The following is an 18,347-nucleotide window of genomic DNA, read 5'->3' as shown; positions in this document are numbered from 1 at the left end:
GTCAGAGCTGCCGACTTGCAGAACCGGCTGTTCCTGACCCTTGACCAAAGCCACCGCCTGTCGCGCATCGTCTATGCGCTGGCAGCCGAATGCGGTGGTGTGGTTTCGGATGAATATGAAGGCACAACGCTTGATTCCATTGTCTTGATGGCGGCCTCGGGGGTTGGGGTTGCGGTACTGCCGGATCTGTTTGCCCGCAGACAGGGCATTTACCGCGACGAAGTACGGCTGCGCCCGCTGTCCATTCCCAATGCCAATCGCGATATCGCATTGCTGGCGCGCAACGCCGAAACGCCGCCGCCGGGTCAGAACGTATTGACGGAAAGCCTGCGCTCTTCCGCGCGATCCATCGGCCTGACGGTGATCGGTTCATAAAAAAAGGCCCGCACTTTGACATGCGGGCCAGAGGTTGGTCTTCAGGGAGAAACTACCAATCCATCGGGCTTTTGTCCTCGAATGCATCGACCAGAAAATCGATGAAGGCCCGTACTTTGGGTTGTGTGAAGCGGCCGGGCGGATAAACGGCGTAAATGCCCTGTACCTCGTCCGGCAGGGACGGCATGGCATCGACAACCCGCCCCGATTTCAACGCTTCGGCATAAAGATAGCTGGGCAGATACGCGATCCCCAGCCCCGAGATGGCTGCGTTCAGCAGCGACTGGCCGTCATTCACGCTCAGCCAACCCGCGGTGCGCACCTGACGCTTCTCGCCAGACGGTGCGGTCAGTTTCCAGACATTGCCTGACGACTGGCTGGAATAGTGCAGCAACTTGTGTTCGTTCAGATCGTCGATCTTCTGCGGGCGCCCGAACCGTTCGATATAGCTGGGCGCGGCGACCATGCGTTTGACCGTTTCGGTCAGCTTGCGGGCGCGCAACGTGCTGTCTTCCAGCTCACCGATGCGCACGGCCACGTCAAATCCTTCGGAAATCAGTTCGACATAGCGGTTGTTCAGAACCATGTTCACGGTGATGTCGGGGTAAACGGCCAGGAAATCGGACAGGACAGGCGACAGATGATTGACGCCGAAATCCGTGGCAACGCTGATGCGCAGCAGTCCGGACGGGGCCGATTGCATCGATGTGACCAGCGAATCCGCTTCACCCGCATCATTCAGAACGCGACGCGCGCGGTCATAATAGGCCAGGCCGATTTCTGTCGGCGACACCCTGCGCGTGGTGCGATTCAGCAGCCGGGCTCCCAGACGCGCTTCGAGGCTCGAGACGTGTTTGGACACGGCCGATTTGGAGATGCCCATCTTCTTGGCCGCATCGGTGAAGCCACCCTGGTCCACCACATTGGCGAAGGCTTCCATTTCGGTCAGTCGGTCCATTCTCGTTCCCCAGATCTTGATTTCCAACCCGACTATCGCTCTGAATCTGGGCGGAATCGGGGCATACATGGGATAATATCAGGGATTTGAATCGGATCGTTTGCGTATGAGAAACGCAGAAACAGTGGTTTCCAAACCGGCCCCGACGCCTGCGATACTGCATTTTCCGCGCAATTACGCGTTTCTGTTCATCTTAGAATGGCATTTTTGTGACAACAGAGGGGGTCAGGAAATCCGTTTTCATCGTCGTCGGCCTGTCCCGGTGTTTTGGCCGGGGGCACGGTACCCTGAAAACCCTTTTCAAAGCCAAGTTTCGCCACCCCGCCCAGCGGCGACACCGGGCCGCATCCGTGCTCCCGGACCGATCGCTATTTACATCTTCGCGGATGTTCGCGACCCTGCGGGCATTGGCAGGGGGTTTGAATGTCACTGGAATTCTTCATCACATCCATGATCGTCGTGCTGCTGCCAGGCACCGGTGTCATCTACACACTGGCCGTTGGCCTGGGCCGCGGTTTCCGGGCCAGCGTTGCCGCCGCGGTCGGATGCACAGTGGGAATCGTTCCCGCTGCCGTGGCCAGTATCGTCGGGCTTGCCGCATTGCTGCACGCCAGTGCCGTGGCGTTTCAGCTCGTGAAATACCTTGGTGTCATTTACCTTTTCTACATGGCGTGGGGCATCCTCAGGAGTGGCGGCGCCTTGGATGTCACCGCCGACAAGACCGCGAAAAGCAGTTTCAAGATTGCCATCACCGGAACGCTCATCAACGTGCTGAACCCCAAGCTGTCGCTGTTCTTTCTGGCGTTTCTGCCGCAGTTCCTGCCAGCCGACACGGCGAACGCAGGGGGTGCGCTGATCCAGCTGGCACTGGCCTTTATGGGCATGACCTTTGTTGTCTTCGTCGGATACGGGGGCTGCGCAGCACTGGCCCGCGACTATGTGATCCGCCGTCCAACGGTGATGAAGTGGATCAGGCGGAGTTTTGCAACGGCCTTTGGCGCACTGGGTGCAAAACTCGCGCTGTCCGACTAGGAAACGCTAAACCGGGGCGATCAGAACTTCGCCGCCAGCCGCGTGCCCTGATTGATCGCGCGCTTGGCGTCCAGCTCGGCGGCGACATCCGCACCCCCGATCACATGGGGGGTGATGCCCCGCTCGATCAGCGCGTCCGCCAGTGACCGTTCGGACACCTGACCGGCACACAACACGATGGTATCGGCCGCGATCACCGTCGGGTCTGCGCGCTCTTCGCCAAAGCTGACATGCAGTCCGTCATCGTCGATGCGTTCATAATTCACGCCGCCCACGAAACTGACGTTCTTCATCTTCAGCGTTGCCCGGTGAATCCAGCCGGTGGTTTTGCCAAGACCTTTGCCATGTGCCTGCTTCTTGCGCTGCAATAGGGTGACCTGCCGTGCGGGGGCGCTGGGTTGCGGCCCCTCTGGCGCCAACCCTGCACGGTGCTCAGCCGGGTCCGTCACGCCCCATTCCTTCATCCACAGCGGCAGGTCGGTCGTGGCGCTGTGACCCTCTTCCAGCAGGAACTCGGACACATCAAAGCCGATGCCACCGGCCCCGATCACGGCAGCAGACTTGCCAACCTCGGCCTTGCCGCGCAGCACGTCGATGTAACTCAGCACGTTGTCCCGATCCTGCCCCGGTATCTGCGGATCACGCGGGCTGACACCGGTGGCGATGACCACCTCGTCAAAGCCGGTCAGGTCATCTGCGCCTACCTCGCGGTTCAGTTCCACTTTCACGCCCAGATCATCCATCATGGTGCGGTACCAGTCGACCAGTCCCCAGAATTCTTCTTTCCCCGGCACCTGCTTGGCCATGTTCAGCTGCCCGCCGACCTCATCAGCGCGGTCGAACAGGGTAACATCGTGGCCGCGCTGGGCCGCGATCATTGCGGTCGACAGACCGGCAGGGCCTGCCCCCACAATGGCAATGGATTTGCGCGTTTTGGCCGGTTCAATCACCAGTTCGGTCTCATGACAGGCGCGCGGGTTCACGAGGCACGAGGTCAGCTTGCCGCTGAACGTGTGATCCAGACAGGCCTGATTGCAGGCAATGCAAGGTGCGATCTTTGCGGCCTCACCCGCAATCGCCTTGGCCACGAAATCCGCATCCGCCAGCATCGGACGGGCCAGCGAGACCATGTCGGCGCAACCGGTCGACAGAACCTCTTCGGCCACCTCGGGCGTGTTGATCCGGTTCGAGGTGATCACCGGTATCCCCACCTTGCCCATCAGCTTCTTGGTCACCCAGGCAAAGGCCGCGCGCGGTACGCTGGTGGCAATCGTGGGAATCCGCGCCTCGTGCCAGCCGATCCCGGTGTTGATGATCGTGGCCCCGGCCTTTTCGATCTCCTGCGCCAGTTGCACCACCTCGTCATGGGTCGAGCCGTTGGGGACCAGATCGATCATCGACAGCCGGTAGATGATGATGAAATCGGTGCCCACCGCCTCGCGCGTGCGGCGCACAACTTCGATCGGCAGACGCATCCGGTTCTCATAAGATCCGCCCCAGCGGTCGGTGCGCTTGTTGGTATGGGTCACAAGGAACTGGTTCAGGAAGTACCCCTCCGACCCCATGATCTCGACCCCGTCATAGCCCGCCTTTTGCGCCAGTACGGCGGCGTTGACGATATCGCTGATCTGCTTCTCGATGCCCTCTTCATCCAGCTCAGTGGGCGGGAACGGAGAGATCGGCGATTTCACCGGGCTGGGGGCCACGCATTTCGGCCCGTAGGCATAGCGCCCCGCATGCAGGATCTGCATTGCAATCTTGCCGCCCGCTTCATGGACGCGCTGCGTCACGATGGAATGGTGCGCCACATCCTTGTCGCTCACCATCATCGAAGCTCCCGGCAGGACCGAGCCTTCAAGGTTCGGACCAATCCCGCCCGTCACCATCAGCGCCACGCCGCCCCGCGCCCGGTCGGCATAGAACTCGGCCACCCGGTTCCAGTCGCCGGTCTCCTCAAGCCCCGTATGCATCGAGCCCATCAACACGCGGTTTTTCAACGTGGTAAAGCCCAGATCCAGCGGGGCCAGCATATTCGGGTACGCAGTCATGGCGGAACTCTCCCTCCTGAATTTGCGTGATAGATTGACGTTCGCGTAAACTTTGTCACGCGAAACCCCACGTCACCCTCTTTGCTGTGGCGCCGGTGATTGCTAGAGGTGGGCGGAACAACCCGATGAGGCCGCGCATGACCCCCGAAGAAATCGCCAAACTGCCCTATCGCCCCTGCGTCGGGCTGATGCTGATGAATGCCGAGGGCAAGATCTTCGTGGGCCAGCGCAACGACCGCCACGCGGACGCCTGGCAAATGCCGCAGGGCGGTGTGGACAAGGGCGAAGATCCCCGCGACGCAGCCCTGCGCGAGCTGTGGGAAGAAACCGGGGTCACGGCTGATCTGGTCGAAGTCATCGCCGAAACCGAGGGCTGGCTGCCCTATGATCTGCCCCATGACATCGTGCCCCACATCTGGAAAGGCCGCTATCGCGGGCAGGAACAGAAATGGTTCCTGCTGCGCTTCACCGGCGCCGACGATCAGATCAACATCGAAACCGACCACCCGGAATTTACCCGCTGGAAATGGCAGAAGCCCGACCGGCTGATCGCCGAAATCGTGCCCTTCAAGCGCGATGTGTATAAGCGCGTGGTCGAGGCTTTTTCCGATTATCTAAGCGAATTCTGATCGCTTGGATGTTTTTCAGATTGATCTGCTAGGCGGACTTAGCTGGCATTCATCAAAGTTGCGCAATGGAGCGAACCATCCAGTAGTCAAGTCGTCACTGTGTCCACTTGAATTTTCCAGTCTGCTTGCCGGACATATCGTGAAAAGTGCCCTTTCCACCCGGTCTGAACAAATAGACAACCCCAAAATCCTTGAAGACGACCTGCAAGCCACTCTTAGTTTTTGTCATAGGATTGTTTGCAGGAGAAGTATTGGTGTCTCGAAGGCACAAGCCGCTGTTCGATTTGCAAGACACGATATTTGGGCTGTATGGCCCACCGTTCTGTGAGTGCCAGTCTGAAGTCACAGTAATTCGGGAACCAGCTGTAATTTCCTGAGCGAAGGTCGGGGTCACTGTAGTCAAGATTGCTGTTGCTATTCCTGCAAGAAGTTTTCTCAAAGAATTACCCTCCACAATAATACTATTTAACTTGCCAGATGACGGACGCATGTCAAGCGAACGGAGGGTGCAGTACTTTCTCCGGTAACTTCGGACTCAAACCAGCCCTTCGTTCCTCAGAAGTTCGATCATATCCGCCTCGGGTCTCGGGCCGATATGGCTGATGACCTCGCGAGCGCAGACGTTCCCGATTCTGGCGCAGGTCTCGTAGTCGCGCCCGGTGGCCATTCCATACAGGAACCCTGCGGCGAACTGGTCGCCTGCGCCGGTTGCGTCTACGGGGACGATCTTCTTGACCGGCACGTCGATGCGTGCGCCTCCGTTCAGGACGGTCACGCCATCACCCGAGCGTGTGCAAACCACCAGCGGGCAAATCTCGGCGGTCTTGATCAGCGCCTCTTCCAGATCGTCGGTTTCAAACAGCGATTTGATCTCGGCCTCGTTGCCGATGACAAATTCCAGCTCGTTCTCGATCAGCAGCAGGAAATCGACCCGGTGCCGTTCCACGCAGAACGGGTCGGAAATGGCGATCCCGGTCTTGCCGCCGCCCTTGTGGCAGGCGCGCGCGGCCTCAAGAAATGCGGCCTTTCCCTTTTCCTTGTCAAACAGATAGCCCTCAAGGAACATGATCTGGCTGCTTCCGGCGACCTCATCGGGCACATCATGCGACGACAGTTCCGAAGAGATGCCCAGATAGGTGTTCATCGACCGCTCGCCATCGGGCGAGACAAAGATCATCGAGCGCGAGGTCGGCAATTCCCCGCCCGGAACCGGCGGGTTCACGAAATCGACGCCATCTTCGTTCATCGCATCCGCATAGAACCGGCCCAGCGCGTCGTCATGCACCCGCCCGATAAAGGCCGCATCCAGCCCCAGCGCACCTGCGCCCGCAATCGTGTTGGCAACGGACCCGCCCGGCGTCTGCACCCGGCGCTCCATCGAGGCATACAGAAGCTCGCCGCGCTCCTGCTCGATCAGTTGCATGATGCCTTTTTCAATGCCCATCAGTTCCAGGAAACTGTCATCGGCCTGCGAGATCACGTCGACAACGGCATTTCCGATACCGGTCAGCTGGTAGGTTTTCATAATGTCTTGTCCTCGAATTGACAGAGATCACGGATGATGCAGGTCGGGCATTGCGGCTTGCGCGCCTTGCAATGGTACCGGCCATGCAGGATCAGCCAGTGATGCGCATGGAGTTGAAAATCGGCGGGGATATTGTCTTCGATGGCGCGCTCGACCGCGTCCACGTCCTTGCCGGGGCAGATGCCGGTGCGGTTGCCGACGCGAAAGATATGCGTGTCCACAGCCTGCGCCGGCTGCCGCCACCACATGTTCAGCACAACGTTGGCGGTCTTGCGCCCGACACCCGGCAGCGATTGCAGCGCTGCACGGGAATTTGGAACTTCACCGCCATAGTCTTCGACCAGAATACGGCTCAGCTTGATGACGTTCTTGGCCTTCTGGCGGAACAGGCCGATGGTCTTGATATGCTCGATCAGGCCCTCTTCGCCCAGATCCAGCATCTTTTGCGGCGTATCGGCGATCTTGAACAACTCGCGCGTGGCCTTGTTGACCCCCGCATCGGTTGCCTGCGCCGACAGCGCCACGGCCACGACCAGCGTGTAGACATTCACATGCTCAAGCTCACCCTTGGGTTCGGGGTCGGCCTCCTGAAAGCGCGTAAAGATCTCGCGGATCGTATGATAGTCGAGTTGCTTTGCCATCCGGGCCTTAATGCCGCCCGAGGGGCCGCGACACAAGCCCAAAGCCAATGCGCAAGTTCCGGGTCGCGGCAGCGTGTCGCGCGCGCTATGGTTTGTGCCAGACAACGAGGTGCAACCATGAACGTCCAGACCCCCGAAAGCGGATACCACTACAACGTCATGCGCCGGGCAATCGAGCTGATCGATCAGGGCGGCGAGGGCCTGAGCCTTGATGAGTTGGCCCGCCAGATGGATATGAGCCCGGCCCATTTCCAGCGCCTGTTCTCGCGTTGGACCGGAGTGTCGCCAAAACGGTATCAGCAATACCTGACGCTGGGCCATGCCAAGGCGCTGCTGCACGAACGGTTCACCACGCTTGAAACCGCCCATAACGTAGGCCTGTCCGGCAGTGGCCGCCTGCATGATCTGTTCCTGAAATGGGAGTCCATGAGCCCCGGCGAATATGCCCGCAGGGGCGCGGGTCTGACGATCTACTGGGGCTGGTTCGAATGCCCCTTTGGCCCCGCGCTGGTCATGGGCACCGACAAGGGCATCTGCGGCATCGCCTTCGGGGCTGAAACCGGAGAGAAGGCGGCGATGGAGGATATGATCTCGCGCTGGCCCAACGCGGATTATGTCGAAGATCCGATGCGCCTGCGACCCTGGGTTCTCAGCGCATTCGGCACGGCCAGCGACCGGTCAGAGCCGACACCGCTCTACCTGATCGGCTCGCCCTTGCAGATCAAGGTATGGGAAGCACTGATGCACATCCCGTCGGGGCAGGTCACCACCTATTCCGAGATCGCGCAGCGCGTGGGTTCGCCACAGGCCGTGCGCGCCGTGGGGACGGCGGTCGGGCGCAACCCGGTCAGCTGGCTGATCCCGTGTCACCGCGCCCTGCGCAAATCCGGGGGGTTGGGCGGCTATCACTGGGGTCTGCCGGTCAAACGGGCCATGCTGGCCTATGAGGCGGCACAGGCCGACGCCTGATTGACAGCAGGCCCGACCGCTGCCAAAAAGCACGGCAGGTTTGGGTCCCCTGCCGTTCGCGGCCATTGGCTTTGGTGAAACCCGGTTGAAAAAAACATCTGTTGCCCTTTCCCGGCGCGCGGATGGTAATGCGAACCCCGTCCTAAACTCGCGCCCGTTCAAGGAAACGAGGCAAAACATGACACTGTCACAAGACATCGCTCCGCTGGAGGAGCTGAAAGAGCAGGCCAAACGCCTGCGACGGAAACTGCGCGACACCGGCGTTCAGCTGTCGCACGGTCAGGCCCTGGAACTGGTGGCGCATCAACATGGGATGCGCGACTGGAACACATTGCACGCGGTGGCGGGCAACCGGATGCGTTTGCGTGTGGGGGACCGGGTCGAAGGTCGCTACCTGGGCCAGCCGTTCACGGCGGAAATTCGTGGTCTGACCATGCTGGGGGACGGTGCGCACCGCCGGGTGACCCTGCAGTTCGACACGCCCGTCGATGTGGTCCGGTTCGACAGTTTCTCGGCCTATCGCCAGCGCGTGACCGGAGAGATTGGTTGGGACGGTCGTTCCCGTCGCCATACGTCCGACGGGGAACCCCAGCTAGTGGTGCGGCCTGTCTGACATAACACGGGCGAGGCAACCGCGTTGCCTCGCCCTCTCATCTCGCATTGCGCTGGGTGTATTATTCAGCCGCCCAGCCGCCGACGGATTTGACTTCCAGAAAGTCCTCCAGCCCCCAAACGCCACCTTCGCGCCCGTTGCCGGATTGCTTCATCCCACCAAACGGAGAGCCCGCGCTGCGCGACTGGCCGTTCATCTCGACCATGCCCGACCGCAGAACCCGCGCCATGCGGTTGGCGCGCGCCTTGTCCTGCGTCTGCACATAATTGGTCAGGCCATAAGGTGTGTCATTGGCGATCTCGACAGCCTCTTCCTCGGTGTCGAAGGGGATCATGGTCAGAACCGGGCCAAAGATTTCCTCGCGCGCGATGGTCATCTGGTTGTTGGCATCGGCAAAGACCGTGGGGCGGACATAATAGCCCTTGTTCAGCCCCTCGGGGCGTCCGGTGCCGCCCGCGACCAGCCGCGCCCCTTCGTCGATACCTTTCTGGATCAGGTCCTGAATCTTGGTCCACTGAACCTCATTCACGACGGGTCCGATATGACGGCCCTCTTCTGCGGCGCTGCCCACCGTGACCTTGCTGGCGACCTCGGCGGCGATCTCAACAGCCTGATCATAGATCGGGCGCTGCACCAGCATCCGGCTGGGGGCGTTACAGCTCTGGCCGGTGTTGTTCATCATGTGCAGCACGCCGCGTTTGACAGCCTTTTCATCGGCATCGGCAAAGACCACATTGGCGCCTTTGCCACCCAGCTCCAGATGCACTTTCTTGAGCGTTTCCGCCGCGTTCTTCGAAATCGCCGTACCCGCACGGGTCGAGCCGGTAAAGCTGACCATATCTACGTCGGGATGACCCGACAGCTGCGAGCCAACGCCCGCGCCATCGCCGTTTACCAGATTGAAGACACCGGGCGGGAACCCTGCCTCGTCCATCATCTCGGCAAAAATCATCGCGTTCAGCGGGCTTTGCTCGGAGGGTTTCAGAACCATCGTGCAGCCCGCAATCGCCGCTGCACCGACCTTGAGCGTGACCTGGTTCATCGGCCAGTTCCAGGGCGTGATCAATGCGGCCACGCCAACCGCCTCATAGATGATCCGGTCATTCGGGGCGTCATCCCCCAGAGGGCGTTCAAACTGAAACGCCTTGGCCGCGCGGATGAAGTTCTGCAAATGCCATGTGCCTGCACCAACCTGCTGGCTGCGCGACATGTCAATCGGCGCGCCCATTTCCAGCGACATGGCCTGCGCCAGATCTTCCGCGCGGGTCTGGTAGATGTCGATCAGCTTCTCGACCAGCGCGATGCGGGTCTCCACCGGCGTTGCCATCCAGCCCGGCAGGGCGGCCTTGGCGGCGGCAACTGCCGCATCCGTGTCGGCCTGCCCACCCAGTGAGATCACCGCGCACGGCTCCTCGGTCGAGGGGTTGATGACCTCGAAATCATTGGGTTGCGACGGCGCGATCCATTGACCATTGATATAGAAGTTCCGCTTTTCGATCATCCTGAGCCCTCCTGTCGGTCCAGCTAGAATCCGGCTGTTCGCCGACACTCTGTCACCCAAGCGAACAGGGGGCAATAGATAATTTGATCAAATTATTTTTCCAGTGAAACCGGTGAATTTCCAGGCCGCGACCACGATGCAAGTTTTAACCCATGGGCAAAGTGATTAGGTTGCGGGCAATCGACTCAGGTTAATACTGGAAAGGAGATACCCCATGGGTTTGCGCATCAACGATACGGTCCCGAACTTCACCGCAGAAACAGATCAGGGCACCATTCAGTTTCACGACTGGATTGGCGACAGCTGGGCCATTCTGTTCTCGCACCCCAAGGATTTCACGCCTGTCTGCACCACCGAATTCTCGGCCGTCGCGCAGCTGAACGACGAATGGGCCGCGCGCAACACCAAGGTGATCGGCGTTTCGGTTGACGGTGTCGAAGACCACAAGAAGTGGAAGAAGGATATCGAGGAATACGGCAAGGCCAATCCCGGGTTCCCGATCATCGCTGATGAGGGGCTGGCGGTGTCGAAAGCCTTCGATATGCTGCCCGCCGAAGCCTACCTGCCTGATGGTCGCACCCCGGCGGACAGCGCCACCGTGCGGTCGGTCTTTATCATCGGCCCTGACAAGCAGCTGAAACTGTCGATGACCTATCCGATGACCGTGGGCCGCAACTTTGCGGAAATCCTGCGCGCGCTGGACGGGTTGCAGATGTCGTCGAAGGGTGTCGCAACGCCTGCCAACTGGGTGCCGGGTGAAGACGTGATCATCCCGCCCTCAGTGTCGAACGAAGACGCCAAGGCCAAATTCGGCGCGTTCGAGACGATCTTTCCCTATCTGCGCAAGACCAAAGCGCCGTCTTAAGGCGGGTGCCGGGTCAGGGGGGCTGTCTGCCCCCCATCGTGCCTGCCGGCACGATTTCCCCCCGAGGATATTTGGGGCCAGATGAAGCAGGCGGGGGCAGGGTAACCGAAGGGAGACCTGCCCCTGGACCTCAGAACTTGTACCGAAGCCCGAAATTGACACTGAACGTATCCAGATCGTCTTCGACGATGCCGGTCAACGCGCCGTTCGGGGCCAGCCGCCGCGACGAGACGTCAAAGGCGCGGGCATAGCGGGCGTCGACGGTAAAGGCGGTTGACGGGTTGATCTCGTAAGCCACACCGGCGATCAGCTGCGCGGCAAAGGCGGTGTCGCTGTCATCCAGCGCCACACCGGGCCCATAGGCAAAATCCAGATCCGAATAGGTGGCCCCCAGACCAAACCCGGCATAGGGCGTCAGCGCACCCGCCTGTTTGAAATCGAACAGCACATTGGCAAACAATGAGGTCTGCGTGACATCGCCCGAGATATTGCCCTCGGCCCCCGGCCCGTTGCCCGAGAAGTTCACACCATCCACGTCGCTGTCGCGGTAAGACAGCTCCAGCTCAATACGCGTGCCGAACCTGTCATTGGACCATTGCGGGATCTCCTTGCCGATGGCCACGCCCAGACCGAACCCTGCGTCGAACTCCGTGTCGACCGACTGCGGCGCGCCGCCGATCGTGCCTGCGAAATCGCTGTCCTGCAACTGGCTGTACCCGACAAAGCCCTGAACATAGGTGCCGTCGCCCAGGCTTTGCGCGGCAAGCGCCGTCGCGCTGGCGGCAAGGGCCGTTGAGGTAAGTAAAATGCGCTTGAACATGATTGTCTCCGTTGCTCCAAAACTCTGCTTGGCCTCGATGTGGGCGGGCTTGACGGAAAGGAAAGGCGCGGGGCTATCACTTCGTTTCACAGGTTTTTGGACGCGCGTGAATGAATAGATCCGGGGCTGGGCAGGACCGTTCATCTGCCGTCTCATGGCCCTCAGGTTCTGGTTCCGGGCAATTTGTGATAGAGTGCGCGGGGGGCAAAACTCAGGCATACGACCAATCACCTCGGGCTTTCGGACTGTACTTAGCGGGAGAAGACCATGGCTTTTACAGATTGGTATGTTGAAGGAGAGAGTTTCGGGAACTGCAACTGCGGCTATTCTTGCCCCTGCCAGTTCGAAGAGTTGCCGACCCATGGCGATTGCCGGGGGTTCGAAGTGCTGGAGGTGACCAAAGGGCATTTCGGCGACACCGACCTCAGCGGGACCAAAGCCGCGCTGATCTATGCCTGGCCGGGGCCGATCTTTGAAGGCGGCGGCGAGATGCAGGTGATCGTTGATCCCGCAGCAACCCCGGCACAGCGCGACGCGCTGGAAAAGGTCTTTCACGGTGAAGAAACCGAAGAGATGGCGACGCATTGGTATGTGTTCAGGGCGATGTGCGAGACGGTTCATGACACGCTCTACCTGCCGATCGAGTTCGAGATGGACCTCGAAGAACGCACGGCCAGCGTTACCGTTGGTGATGTTCTGAAATCCACCGGACAGCCGATTCAGGCCCCGCATGGTGGCGGCGCGCATCGGGTCCGCATCGATATCCCGGGCGGGATCGAGTTTTCCATTGCCGAGATTGGCAGTGCCTCGACCCGCTCTGATGCCGCGATAGAGCTGGACCTGAAGGACAGCTATGGCCAGTGGCATCTTCTGAAACATGGGCCCGGCGGGGTTACCCACTGATCGGCACCCCTGTCAGGCGGCGTGCGCAGATGTGTTCGGGACCGATGACCAGCAGGGCAGCGTCAGATCCGCCTTCAGCACCCGAACCTCAAAGGGTTTCAGCACCGGCAACGCGGTTGATCCATAGCCATCAGCACCGCAGGCCAGATCCGGGAACAGGGTGAACAGCTCGCGCCGTGTGGCGGGTGCCATCGCGCCCAGTGTCGTGTCACCGGGATAGAAGGATTCGGACCAGATGCCTTCGACGTTTACCAGCTCATGCCGGTCAAATAGGATATGGACATACTCGACCCCTTGCGCGGGCAGCTCCTGAACGATTGTCCGCCCGTTGATCAACCCCTTGGCCGGGGCCAGCATCGCGGTCTCGCAATGCATCAGTTCCATCATCGCCGAGGTGACGGCGATCCTGTGCTGTGGCGAGACGACCAGATCACGGCTTGGGCTGTTTGTCCCGAAACACCCCGCCATGATCCGTACCGGGCAGAGATGAGGGTCCTGCTGCAACTCCTGCGCTGACAAGCGACGCCTGCCGATCCAGCGCACCGGGCGGGTATGGCCCTTGGCGGTGACAACCGGGTCGCCGGGGTTCAGCGTCTCGACCCGGCGCAGCCCGACGGGCGTCCGGATCAGGGACCCGGCGGTGAAACACACGAAAGACGGCAAGGTCTGATACGTGGTTGGCGCTGCCGTCCCGCCAAAGCTGGTCCCCGTGATCGTATCGTTCAACTGCGCCTGACCCGAGGTGACGATGATGTAGCGCGGGTTCGAGAACTGTACCAGAATGAAGGTGACAGGCGCCCCGTTCACCGTTCCCGAATAGCTTTCGAAGGCGCTGAAATTCTGGCTTGTCCCGGAAAAACCGGGCAGGGCCGACAGGTCAAGCTGCGCGCTGTCAGGGTCGGGATCCTGCAACAGGGCGTCATTGTCGGTGATGTCAACGAAATAAGCGGCGGTTATATCGACGCTTTTATTGCTGTAGGGGTCTGCGCTGATTTCGAAAACGGTAATCGAGGCCACGGTCGAAAAGCATCCCTGAATGTAACATGATCATCCTTATGGTTGAGTAAATACACGCATGAAGTGTTAATAATTGATTTACCAAGCCACGGGACGCCCGGTGTTCTTGACCGCACGGACAAAAAAAGCCCCGGTCGAAACCGGGGCTTTTCGCATTCAATCAGAGGGTCGGCAGATTACTCTGCGCTTTCCTCTTTCTTTTCTTTCTTCTCGGGAACGATCTCTTCGCCGGTTTCCTGATCGACCACTTTCATCGACAGGCGAACCTTGCCGCGATCGTCAAAGCCCAGCAGCTTGACCTTCACTTCCTGACCTTCCTTCAGAACATCCGACGGATGGTTCAGGCGGCGGTTTTCGATCTGGGACACGTGGACCAGACCGTCGCGCTTGCCAAAGAAGTTCACGAAGGCACCGAAATCGACGATCTTGACCACCTTGCCGGTATAGACCTGACCTTCTTCCGGCTCGGCCACGATCGACCAGATCATGTCATAGGCTTTCTTGATCGATTCCCCATCGGGCGATGCGATCTTGATGACGCCATCGTCGTTGATGTCGACCTTGGCACCCGAAACCTCGACGATCTCGCGGATGACCTTGCCGCCCGAACCGATCACTTCACGGATCTTGTCGGTCGGGATGTTCATGGTCTCGATGCGCGGCGCGTGGACCGAGAACTCGTTGGTCTCGGACAGGGCTTTGCCCATCTCGCCCAGGATGTGCATCCGGCCGTCCTTGGCCTGTGCCAGGGCGGTTTCCATGATCTGAGGCGTGATGCCCGCGACCTTGATGTCCATCTGAAGCGAGGTGATGCCGTTTGCAGTACCCGCAACCTTGAAGTCCATATCGCCCAGGTGGTCTTCGTCACCCAGGATGTCGGTCAGAACTGCGTAAGACCCGTCATCTTCCAGGATCAGACCCATGGCCACACCGGCAACCGGAGCTTTCAGCGGAACACCCGCATCCATCATCGACAACGACCCGCCGCAGACAGACGCCATCGAGCTGGAGCCGTTGGACTCAGTGATCTCGGACACCACGCGGATGGTATAGGGGAAGTCGGTCGGCGCAGGCAGAACCGCCTGCAGCGCGCGCCATGCCAGCTTGCCGTGACCGATCTCGCGACGGCCGGGCGAACCCACGCGGCCCACTTCACCAACCGAATAGGGGGGGAAGTTGTAATGCAGCAGGAAGTTCGATTTGAAGTTGCCGTGCAGCGCATCGATGAACTGCTCATCGTCGCCGGTGCCCAGCGTAGTCACGGCCAGCGCCTGAGTTTCACCGCGGGTGAACAGGGCAGAGCCGTGTGTGCGCGGCAGCAGAGAGGTTTCGGCTTCGATGGCACGCACATCGGTGGTCGAACGACCGTCGATGCGCTTGCCGCCCTTGACGACGTCACCGCGCAGAATACCGGCTTCCAGCTTTTTCATCGCCGAGCCAAGGTTGGCGTCTTCCAGCTGTTCCTCGGTCAGCGCTTCCTTGATCGCTTCACGGGCAGCGGCAACAGCGGCGGTGCGCTCCTGCTTGTCGGTGATCGCGAACGCGGCGCGCATCTGCTCTTCACCGGCAGCCGAAACAGCGGCGTAAAGCTCCGAGTAATCGGGTGCGACGAATTCAAACGGCTCTTTCGCGGCGTCTTCGGCCAGCGAAATGATCAGGTCGATGACCGGTTGGATCTGTGCATGCGCAAAGGTCACGGCACCCAGCATTTCGGCCTCGGACAGCTCATAGGCTTCCGATTCCACCATCATCACGGCGTCTTTGGTACCGGCAACAACCAGATCCAGACGCTGTTCAGGGTTCAGGCGCAGGTCCTGCATGTCATCCACGGTCGGGTTCAGGACGTATTCGCCATCCACGAAACCAACGCGGGCACCGGCGATCGGGCCCATGAACGGCGCGCCGGAAATGGTCAGCGCAGCCGAGGCGGCGATCATTGCAACGATGTCGGGATCATTGACCAGATCGTGGCTCAGCACGGTGCACATCACCAGCACTTCGTTTTTGAAACCGTCAACGAACAGCGGGCGGATCGGACGGTCGATCAGACGCGCGGTAAGCGTCTCTTTCTCGGTCGGACGCGCCTCGCGCTTGAAAAAGCCACCCGGAACCTTACCGGCGGCGTAATATTTCTCTTGGTAATGTACGGTCAGCGGGAAAAAGTCCTGACCGGGTTTTTGGCTCTTGGCAAAGGTCACGTTGGCCATGACGCTGGTTTCGCCCAGCGTGGCAATCACGGTGCCGTCGGCCTGACGGGCAACCTTGCCGGTTTCCAGTGTCAGCGTCTCCTCGCCCCACTGCATCGATTTCTTCGTTACATCAAACATATGCGTATCCTAGAACGGAGCACTCCCGCCCCTGCGGGTCTCCGGTTTTGCATGGCGGCCCCATTGCCGCCGACCCCATTTATCTTCCGTTCGAGTGCCGGGGTCAGGGCACAACGTCTCAGATACCGCGCGCATACATGAGAATGCGTTGGAAGGAAAGCGAAACCGAAAAAGCTGGCCGGATCATGCTGAGGCAGGCCCTGACCCCTCGCAGCGCGACACAAGGCACAAGGGCCGCATGATGGTGTGCGGCGTGCCATTGCCCCTGTCCGGGAAATGGCCTGACAGAACCGGATCACTGCGCTAACCTAACTTTCATCGGGGGGTGCGAATGAAAAGACGGCTTACGACAGTGCTGGCGGCTGACGTTGTCGGGTACTCTGCGCTTATGGATCAGGACCGGGAGGGTACACTTGCAGCACTGAAATCGTTCCGTGACGACACGCGCACTGCCCTGCTGAAATCCCACAACGGCACATTGATCAAAAGCATGGGGGATGGCTGGATCGCTGAATTCCAGTCAACGTCCGACGCGTCGGATTTTGCGATTGCCCTGCAATCCTGCGACAAGCCCGAAGGGCTGCGGCCGCGCATCGGTATTCACACGGGTGAGGTCATTGCGGAAGGCGAAGACATCTTCGGTGATGGCATCAATGTCGCTGCCCGGCTCGAGGCTCTGGCCAAACCCGACCAGATCCTGATCTCGGACACGGCGCATCACAGCCTTGACCGGGGTGATGCGGGTCTGTTCGGCGGCGGCGGGCAGGCCGAGCTAAAGAACATCACGCGCCGCGTTGGTGTGTGGTGTTGGCCAAAGGGCTCAACCGCCAATCTTGCAACACCCGCCGACACACGCCCGGGGATCGCCGTCCTGCCCTTCGACAACATGTCCGGCGACCCCGAGCAAGAGTTCTTTGCCGACGGTATAACCGAGGACATCATCACGGAACTGTCGCGCTTTCGCTGGCTGATGGTCGTGGCCCGCAACTCGTCCTTCATCTTCAAGGGAAAAACGACGGATATCCGCCAGGTCGGCCTGACGCTTGGGGTTCGGTATGTGTTGGAAGGGTCCGTCCGCCGCGCGGGACAGCGTGTCCGGATCACCGGGCAGTTGATCGATGCGGAAAATGGCAGCCACCTGTGGGCCGATCGCTTTGACGGGGTGCTGGACGATATCTTCGAGCTTCAGGACAAGGTCACGCAAGAGGTCGTCACCGCGATCGAGCCTTCGCTGCGCCACGCTGAAACGAACCGGTCCCGCGCCAAGCCGACCGAAAACCTCGAAGCCTATGAACTCTATCTTCAGGCGCAGTCGCATTTTCATCTGCTGACAGATGACGCCAATCGCGAAGCCATCCGGCTGACAACGCTGGCGCTGGACCGCGACCCGGATTACGCCGCAGCCGCAGGGCTGCTGGCATGGCTGCATATTCAACGCCTTGTGCAGGGGCTCGATCCCATCGGCGAAGGGCCCAGGGCCGCCATCAGCGCGGCAGAACGCGTTCTCATGAGCGACCGCGCCGACGGCATTGCCATGGCTTATGCGGCGCATTCAATCTCGATGCTGGCCCGCGACTTGCCGCGCGCGCGGGCGGCGTTCAAACAGGCTCTGGCCGAAAACCCCAATGCTGCAAGTGTTCACATGCTCGCCTCTATCAACCTGTGCATGTTGAACCGGTCGGACGAGGCATTGGAACACGCAACACATGCCATTGAACTCAGCCCGAAAGACCCGATGCGCCATGCGGCGCATATCGCCCGGGCAAGTGCGCTTTTTCAACTGCGCCGGTATGACGAGGCCGCCGCCGCAGCGCGTGACGCTCTGGCCGTTCGGTCAGGATTTGTCATGAGCCACCTGATGCTTATTGCCGCCTTGGGTCAGATGTCTGATGCCGCAGCGGCGCAGGCGGCGATAAGCGACCTGCAAGCATTGCGCCCCGATATCACCGCTTCCTCGGATCAGACCAGCCTGCCGGTCTTTACCGTTCCGGCCTGTGCGGAAAGCTGGCGCGAAGGGTGGAAAAAGGCCGGTCTTCCCGAATAACGGCTGATCTAAAGACACACGTTCTGCTGCGGCCACGAAACGCCGCGCCCCCCGGTTGGCGGCGACCGGTTGTTCAAGTG

Annotated in this window: 16 protein-coding genes; 8 read left to right on the top strand and 8 right to left on the bottom strand. The window is 60.3% G+C overall.

Annotated elements, in window-relative coordinates; all coding sequences use genetic code 11:
* Window positions 1-375: LysR substrate-binding domain-containing protein (locus AC2FND_RS01320; protein WP_496767468.1), on the top strand; the 375-nt coding region annotated here is incomplete at its 5' end.
* A 52-nt stretch (window positions 376-427) separates the two neighbouring features.
* Here the strand turns inward: AC2FND_RS01320 and AC2FND_RS01315 are convergent.
* Window positions 428-1,333, bottom strand: coding sequence for a LysR family transcriptional regulator (locus tag AC2FND_RS01315; RefSeq protein ID WP_209505110.1), 906 nt, complete (start codon window positions 1,331-1,333; stop codon window positions 428-430).
* A gap of 423 nt (window positions 1,334-1,756) precedes the next feature.
* Here AC2FND_RS01315 and AC2FND_RS01310 point away from each other — a divergent pair, with 423 nt between their 5' ends.
* A complete protein-coding gene (locus AC2FND_RS01310) occupies window positions 1,757-2,365 on the top strand; it encodes a LysE family translocator (protein WP_496767466.1) in 609 nt (202 codons plus the stop codon).
* A 20-nt stretch (window positions 2,366-2,385) separates the two neighbouring features.
* On the opposite strand, the gene AC2FND_RS01305 is transcribed toward AC2FND_RS01310, so the two are convergent.
* Window positions 2,386-4,413 (bottom strand): FAD-dependent oxidoreductase, encoded by a 2,028-nt coding sequence (locus AC2FND_RS01305; RefSeq protein WP_496767464.1) that lies wholly within the window; start codon window positions 4,411-4,413, stop codon window positions 2,386-2,388.
* A 137-nt stretch (window positions 4,414-4,550) separates the two neighbouring features.
* Between AC2FND_RS01305 and AC2FND_RS01300 the strand changes: the two genes are divergently transcribed.
* Window positions 4,551-5,042: an RNA pyrophosphohydrolase gene (locus tag AC2FND_RS01300; RefSeq protein WP_209505107.1), complete on the top strand. Its 492-nt coding sequence runs from the start codon at window positions 4,551-4,553 to the stop codon at window positions 5,040-5,042.
* 535 nt (window positions 5,043-5,577) lie between these two features.
* Here AC2FND_RS01300 and AC2FND_RS01295 read toward each other — a convergent pair.
* Window positions 5,578-6,567 (bottom strand): adenosine kinase, encoded by a 990-nt coding sequence (locus AC2FND_RS01295; protein WP_209505106.1) that lies wholly within the window; start codon window positions 6,565-6,567, stop codon window positions 5,578-5,580.
* Window positions 6,564-7,208, bottom strand: a complete 645-nt coding sequence (gene nth / locus AC2FND_RS01290; protein WP_209505105.1) for an endonuclease III — start codon at window positions 7,206-7,208, stop codon at window positions 6,564-6,566. Before nth ends, AC2FND_RS01295 begins: the two co-directional genes overlap by 4 nt.
* 117 nt (window positions 7,209-7,325) lie before the next feature.
* Between nth and AC2FND_RS01285 the strand changes: the two genes are divergently transcribed.
* Together AC2FND_RS01285 and AC2FND_RS01280 are read left to right on the top strand one after the other, a co-directional pair.
* Entirely contained in the window at window positions 7,326-8,177 is an 852-nt protein-coding gene (locus tag AC2FND_RS01285) for a bifunctional helix-turn-helix domain-containing protein/methylated-DNA--[protein]-cysteine S-methyltransferase (protein ID WP_496767463.1), read from the top strand.
* Window positions 8,178-8,355: 178 nt separating this feature from the next.
* Entirely contained in the window at window positions 8,356-8,790 is a 435-nt protein-coding gene (locus AC2FND_RS01280) for a glyoxalase superfamily protein (protein ID WP_209598427.1), read from the top strand.
* A gap of 61 nt (window positions 8,791-8,851) precedes the next feature.
* Here the strand turns inward: AC2FND_RS01280 and AC2FND_RS01275 are convergent, their stop codons facing one another.
* Entirely contained in the window at window positions 8,852-10,291 is a 1,440-nt protein-coding gene (locus tag AC2FND_RS01275; RefSeq protein WP_496767460.1) for an aldehyde dehydrogenase family protein, read from the bottom strand.
* A gap of 214 nt (window positions 10,292-10,505) precedes the next feature.
* Between AC2FND_RS01275 and AC2FND_RS01270 the strand changes: the two genes are divergently transcribed.
* Entirely contained in the window at window positions 10,506-11,156 is a 651-nt protein-coding gene (locus AC2FND_RS01270; RefSeq protein WP_209505101.1) for a peroxiredoxin, read from the top strand.
* 130 nt (window positions 11,157-11,286) lie between these two features.
* Here AC2FND_RS01270 and AC2FND_RS01265 read toward each other — a convergent pair whose 3' ends face one another.
* Entirely contained in the window at window positions 11,287-11,976 is a 690-nt protein-coding gene (locus AC2FND_RS01265; protein ID WP_209505100.1) for an outer membrane protein, read from the bottom strand.
* 267 nt (window positions 11,977-12,243) lie between these two features.
* On the opposite strand from AC2FND_RS01265, the gene AC2FND_RS01260 reads away from it, so the two are divergent.
* Window positions 12,244-12,879, top strand: coding sequence for a DUF1326 domain-containing protein (locus tag AC2FND_RS01260; RefSeq protein WP_496767458.1), 636 nt, complete (start codon window positions 12,244-12,246; stop codon window positions 12,877-12,879).
* A 12-nt stretch (window positions 12,880-12,891) separates the two neighbouring features.
* Here the strand turns inward: AC2FND_RS01260 and AC2FND_RS01255 are convergent, their stop codons facing one another.
* Window positions 12,892-13,896 carry a Hint domain-containing protein gene (locus AC2FND_RS01255; RefSeq protein ID WP_496767457.1) on the bottom strand — a complete coding sequence of 335 codons (1,005 nt, stop codon included), beginning with the start codon at window positions 13,894-13,896 and terminating at the stop codon, window positions 12,892-12,894.
* A 176-nt stretch (window positions 13,897-14,072) separates the two neighbouring features.
* Window positions 14,073-16,223, bottom strand: coding sequence for a polyribonucleotide nucleotidyltransferase (gene pnp, locus AC2FND_RS01250; protein WP_209505097.1), 2,151 nt, complete (start codon window positions 16,221-16,223; stop codon window positions 14,073-14,075).
* Window positions 16,224-16,554: 331 nt separating this feature from the next.
* On the opposite strand from pnp, the gene AC2FND_RS01245 reads away from it, so the two are divergent.
* Window positions 16,555-18,267, top strand: coding sequence for an adenylate/guanylate cyclase domain-containing protein (locus tag AC2FND_RS01245; RefSeq protein WP_496767455.1), 1,713 nt, complete (start codon window positions 16,555-16,557; stop codon window positions 18,265-18,267).
* Window positions 18,268-18,347: the final 80 nt, after the last annotated feature.

The organism is Ruegeria sp. BHSB056 (assembly GCF_059613305.1).
The sequence above is the reverse complement of the archived record's forward strand: the minus strand, read 5'-3'. Positions and strand labels throughout refer to the sequence as shown.

What these genes read in the sequence shown, in the direction of transcription:
- AC2FND_RS01315 (WP_209505110.1), bottom strand. Translation starts at nt 1,333, where the DNA reads ATGGACCGACTGACCGAAATGGAAGCCTTCGCCAATGTGGTGGACCAG.
- AC2FND_RS01310 (WP_496767466.1), top strand. Translation starts at nt 1,757, where the DNA reads ATGTCACTGGAATTCTTCATCACATCCATGATCGTCGTGCTGCTGCCA.
- AC2FND_RS01305 (WP_496767464.1), bottom strand. Translation starts at nt 4,413, where the DNA reads ATGACTGCGTACCCGAATATGCTGGCCCCGCTGGATCTGGGCTTTACC.
- AC2FND_RS01300 (WP_209505107.1), top strand. Translation starts at nt 4,551, where the DNA reads ATGACCCCCGAAGAAATCGCCAAACTGCCCTATCGCCCCTGCGTCGGG.
- AC2FND_RS01295 (WP_209505106.1), bottom strand. Translation starts at nt 6,567, where the DNA reads ATGAAAACCTACCAGCTGACCGGTATCGGAAATGCCGTTGTCGACGTG.
- nth (WP_209505105.1), bottom strand. Translation starts at nt 7,208, where the DNA reads ATGGCAAAGCAACTCGACTATCATACGATCCGCGAGATCTTTACGCGC.
- AC2FND_RS01285 (WP_496767463.1), top strand. Translation starts at nt 7,326, where the DNA reads ATGAACGTCCAGACCCCCGAAAGCGGATACCACTACAACGTCATGCGC.
- AC2FND_RS01280 (WP_209598427.1), top strand. Translation starts at nt 8,356, where the DNA reads ATGACACTGTCACAAGACATCGCTCCGCTGGAGGAGCTGAAAGAGCAG.
- AC2FND_RS01275 (WP_496767460.1), bottom strand. Translation starts at nt 10,291, where the DNA reads ATGATCGAAAAGCGGAACTTCTATATCAATGGTCAATGGATCGCGCCG.
- AC2FND_RS01270 (WP_209505101.1), top strand. Translation starts at nt 10,506, where the DNA reads ATGGGTTTGCGCATCAACGATACGGTCCCGAACTTCACCGCAGAAACA.
- AC2FND_RS01265 (WP_209505100.1), bottom strand. Translation starts at nt 11,976, where the DNA reads ATGTTCAAGCGCATTTTACTTACCTCAACGGCCCTTGCCGCCAGCGCG.
- AC2FND_RS01260 (WP_496767458.1), top strand. Translation starts at nt 12,244, where the DNA reads ATGGCTTTTACAGATTGGTATGTTGAAGGAGAGAGTTTCGGGAACTGC.
- pnp (WP_209505097.1), bottom strand. Translation starts at nt 16,223, where the DNA reads ATGTTTGATGTAACGAAGAAATCGATGCAGTGGGGCGAGGAGACGCTG.
- AC2FND_RS01245 (WP_496767455.1), top strand. Translation starts at nt 16,555, where the DNA reads ATGAAAAGACGGCTTACGACAGTGCTGGCGGCTGACGTTGTCGGGTAC.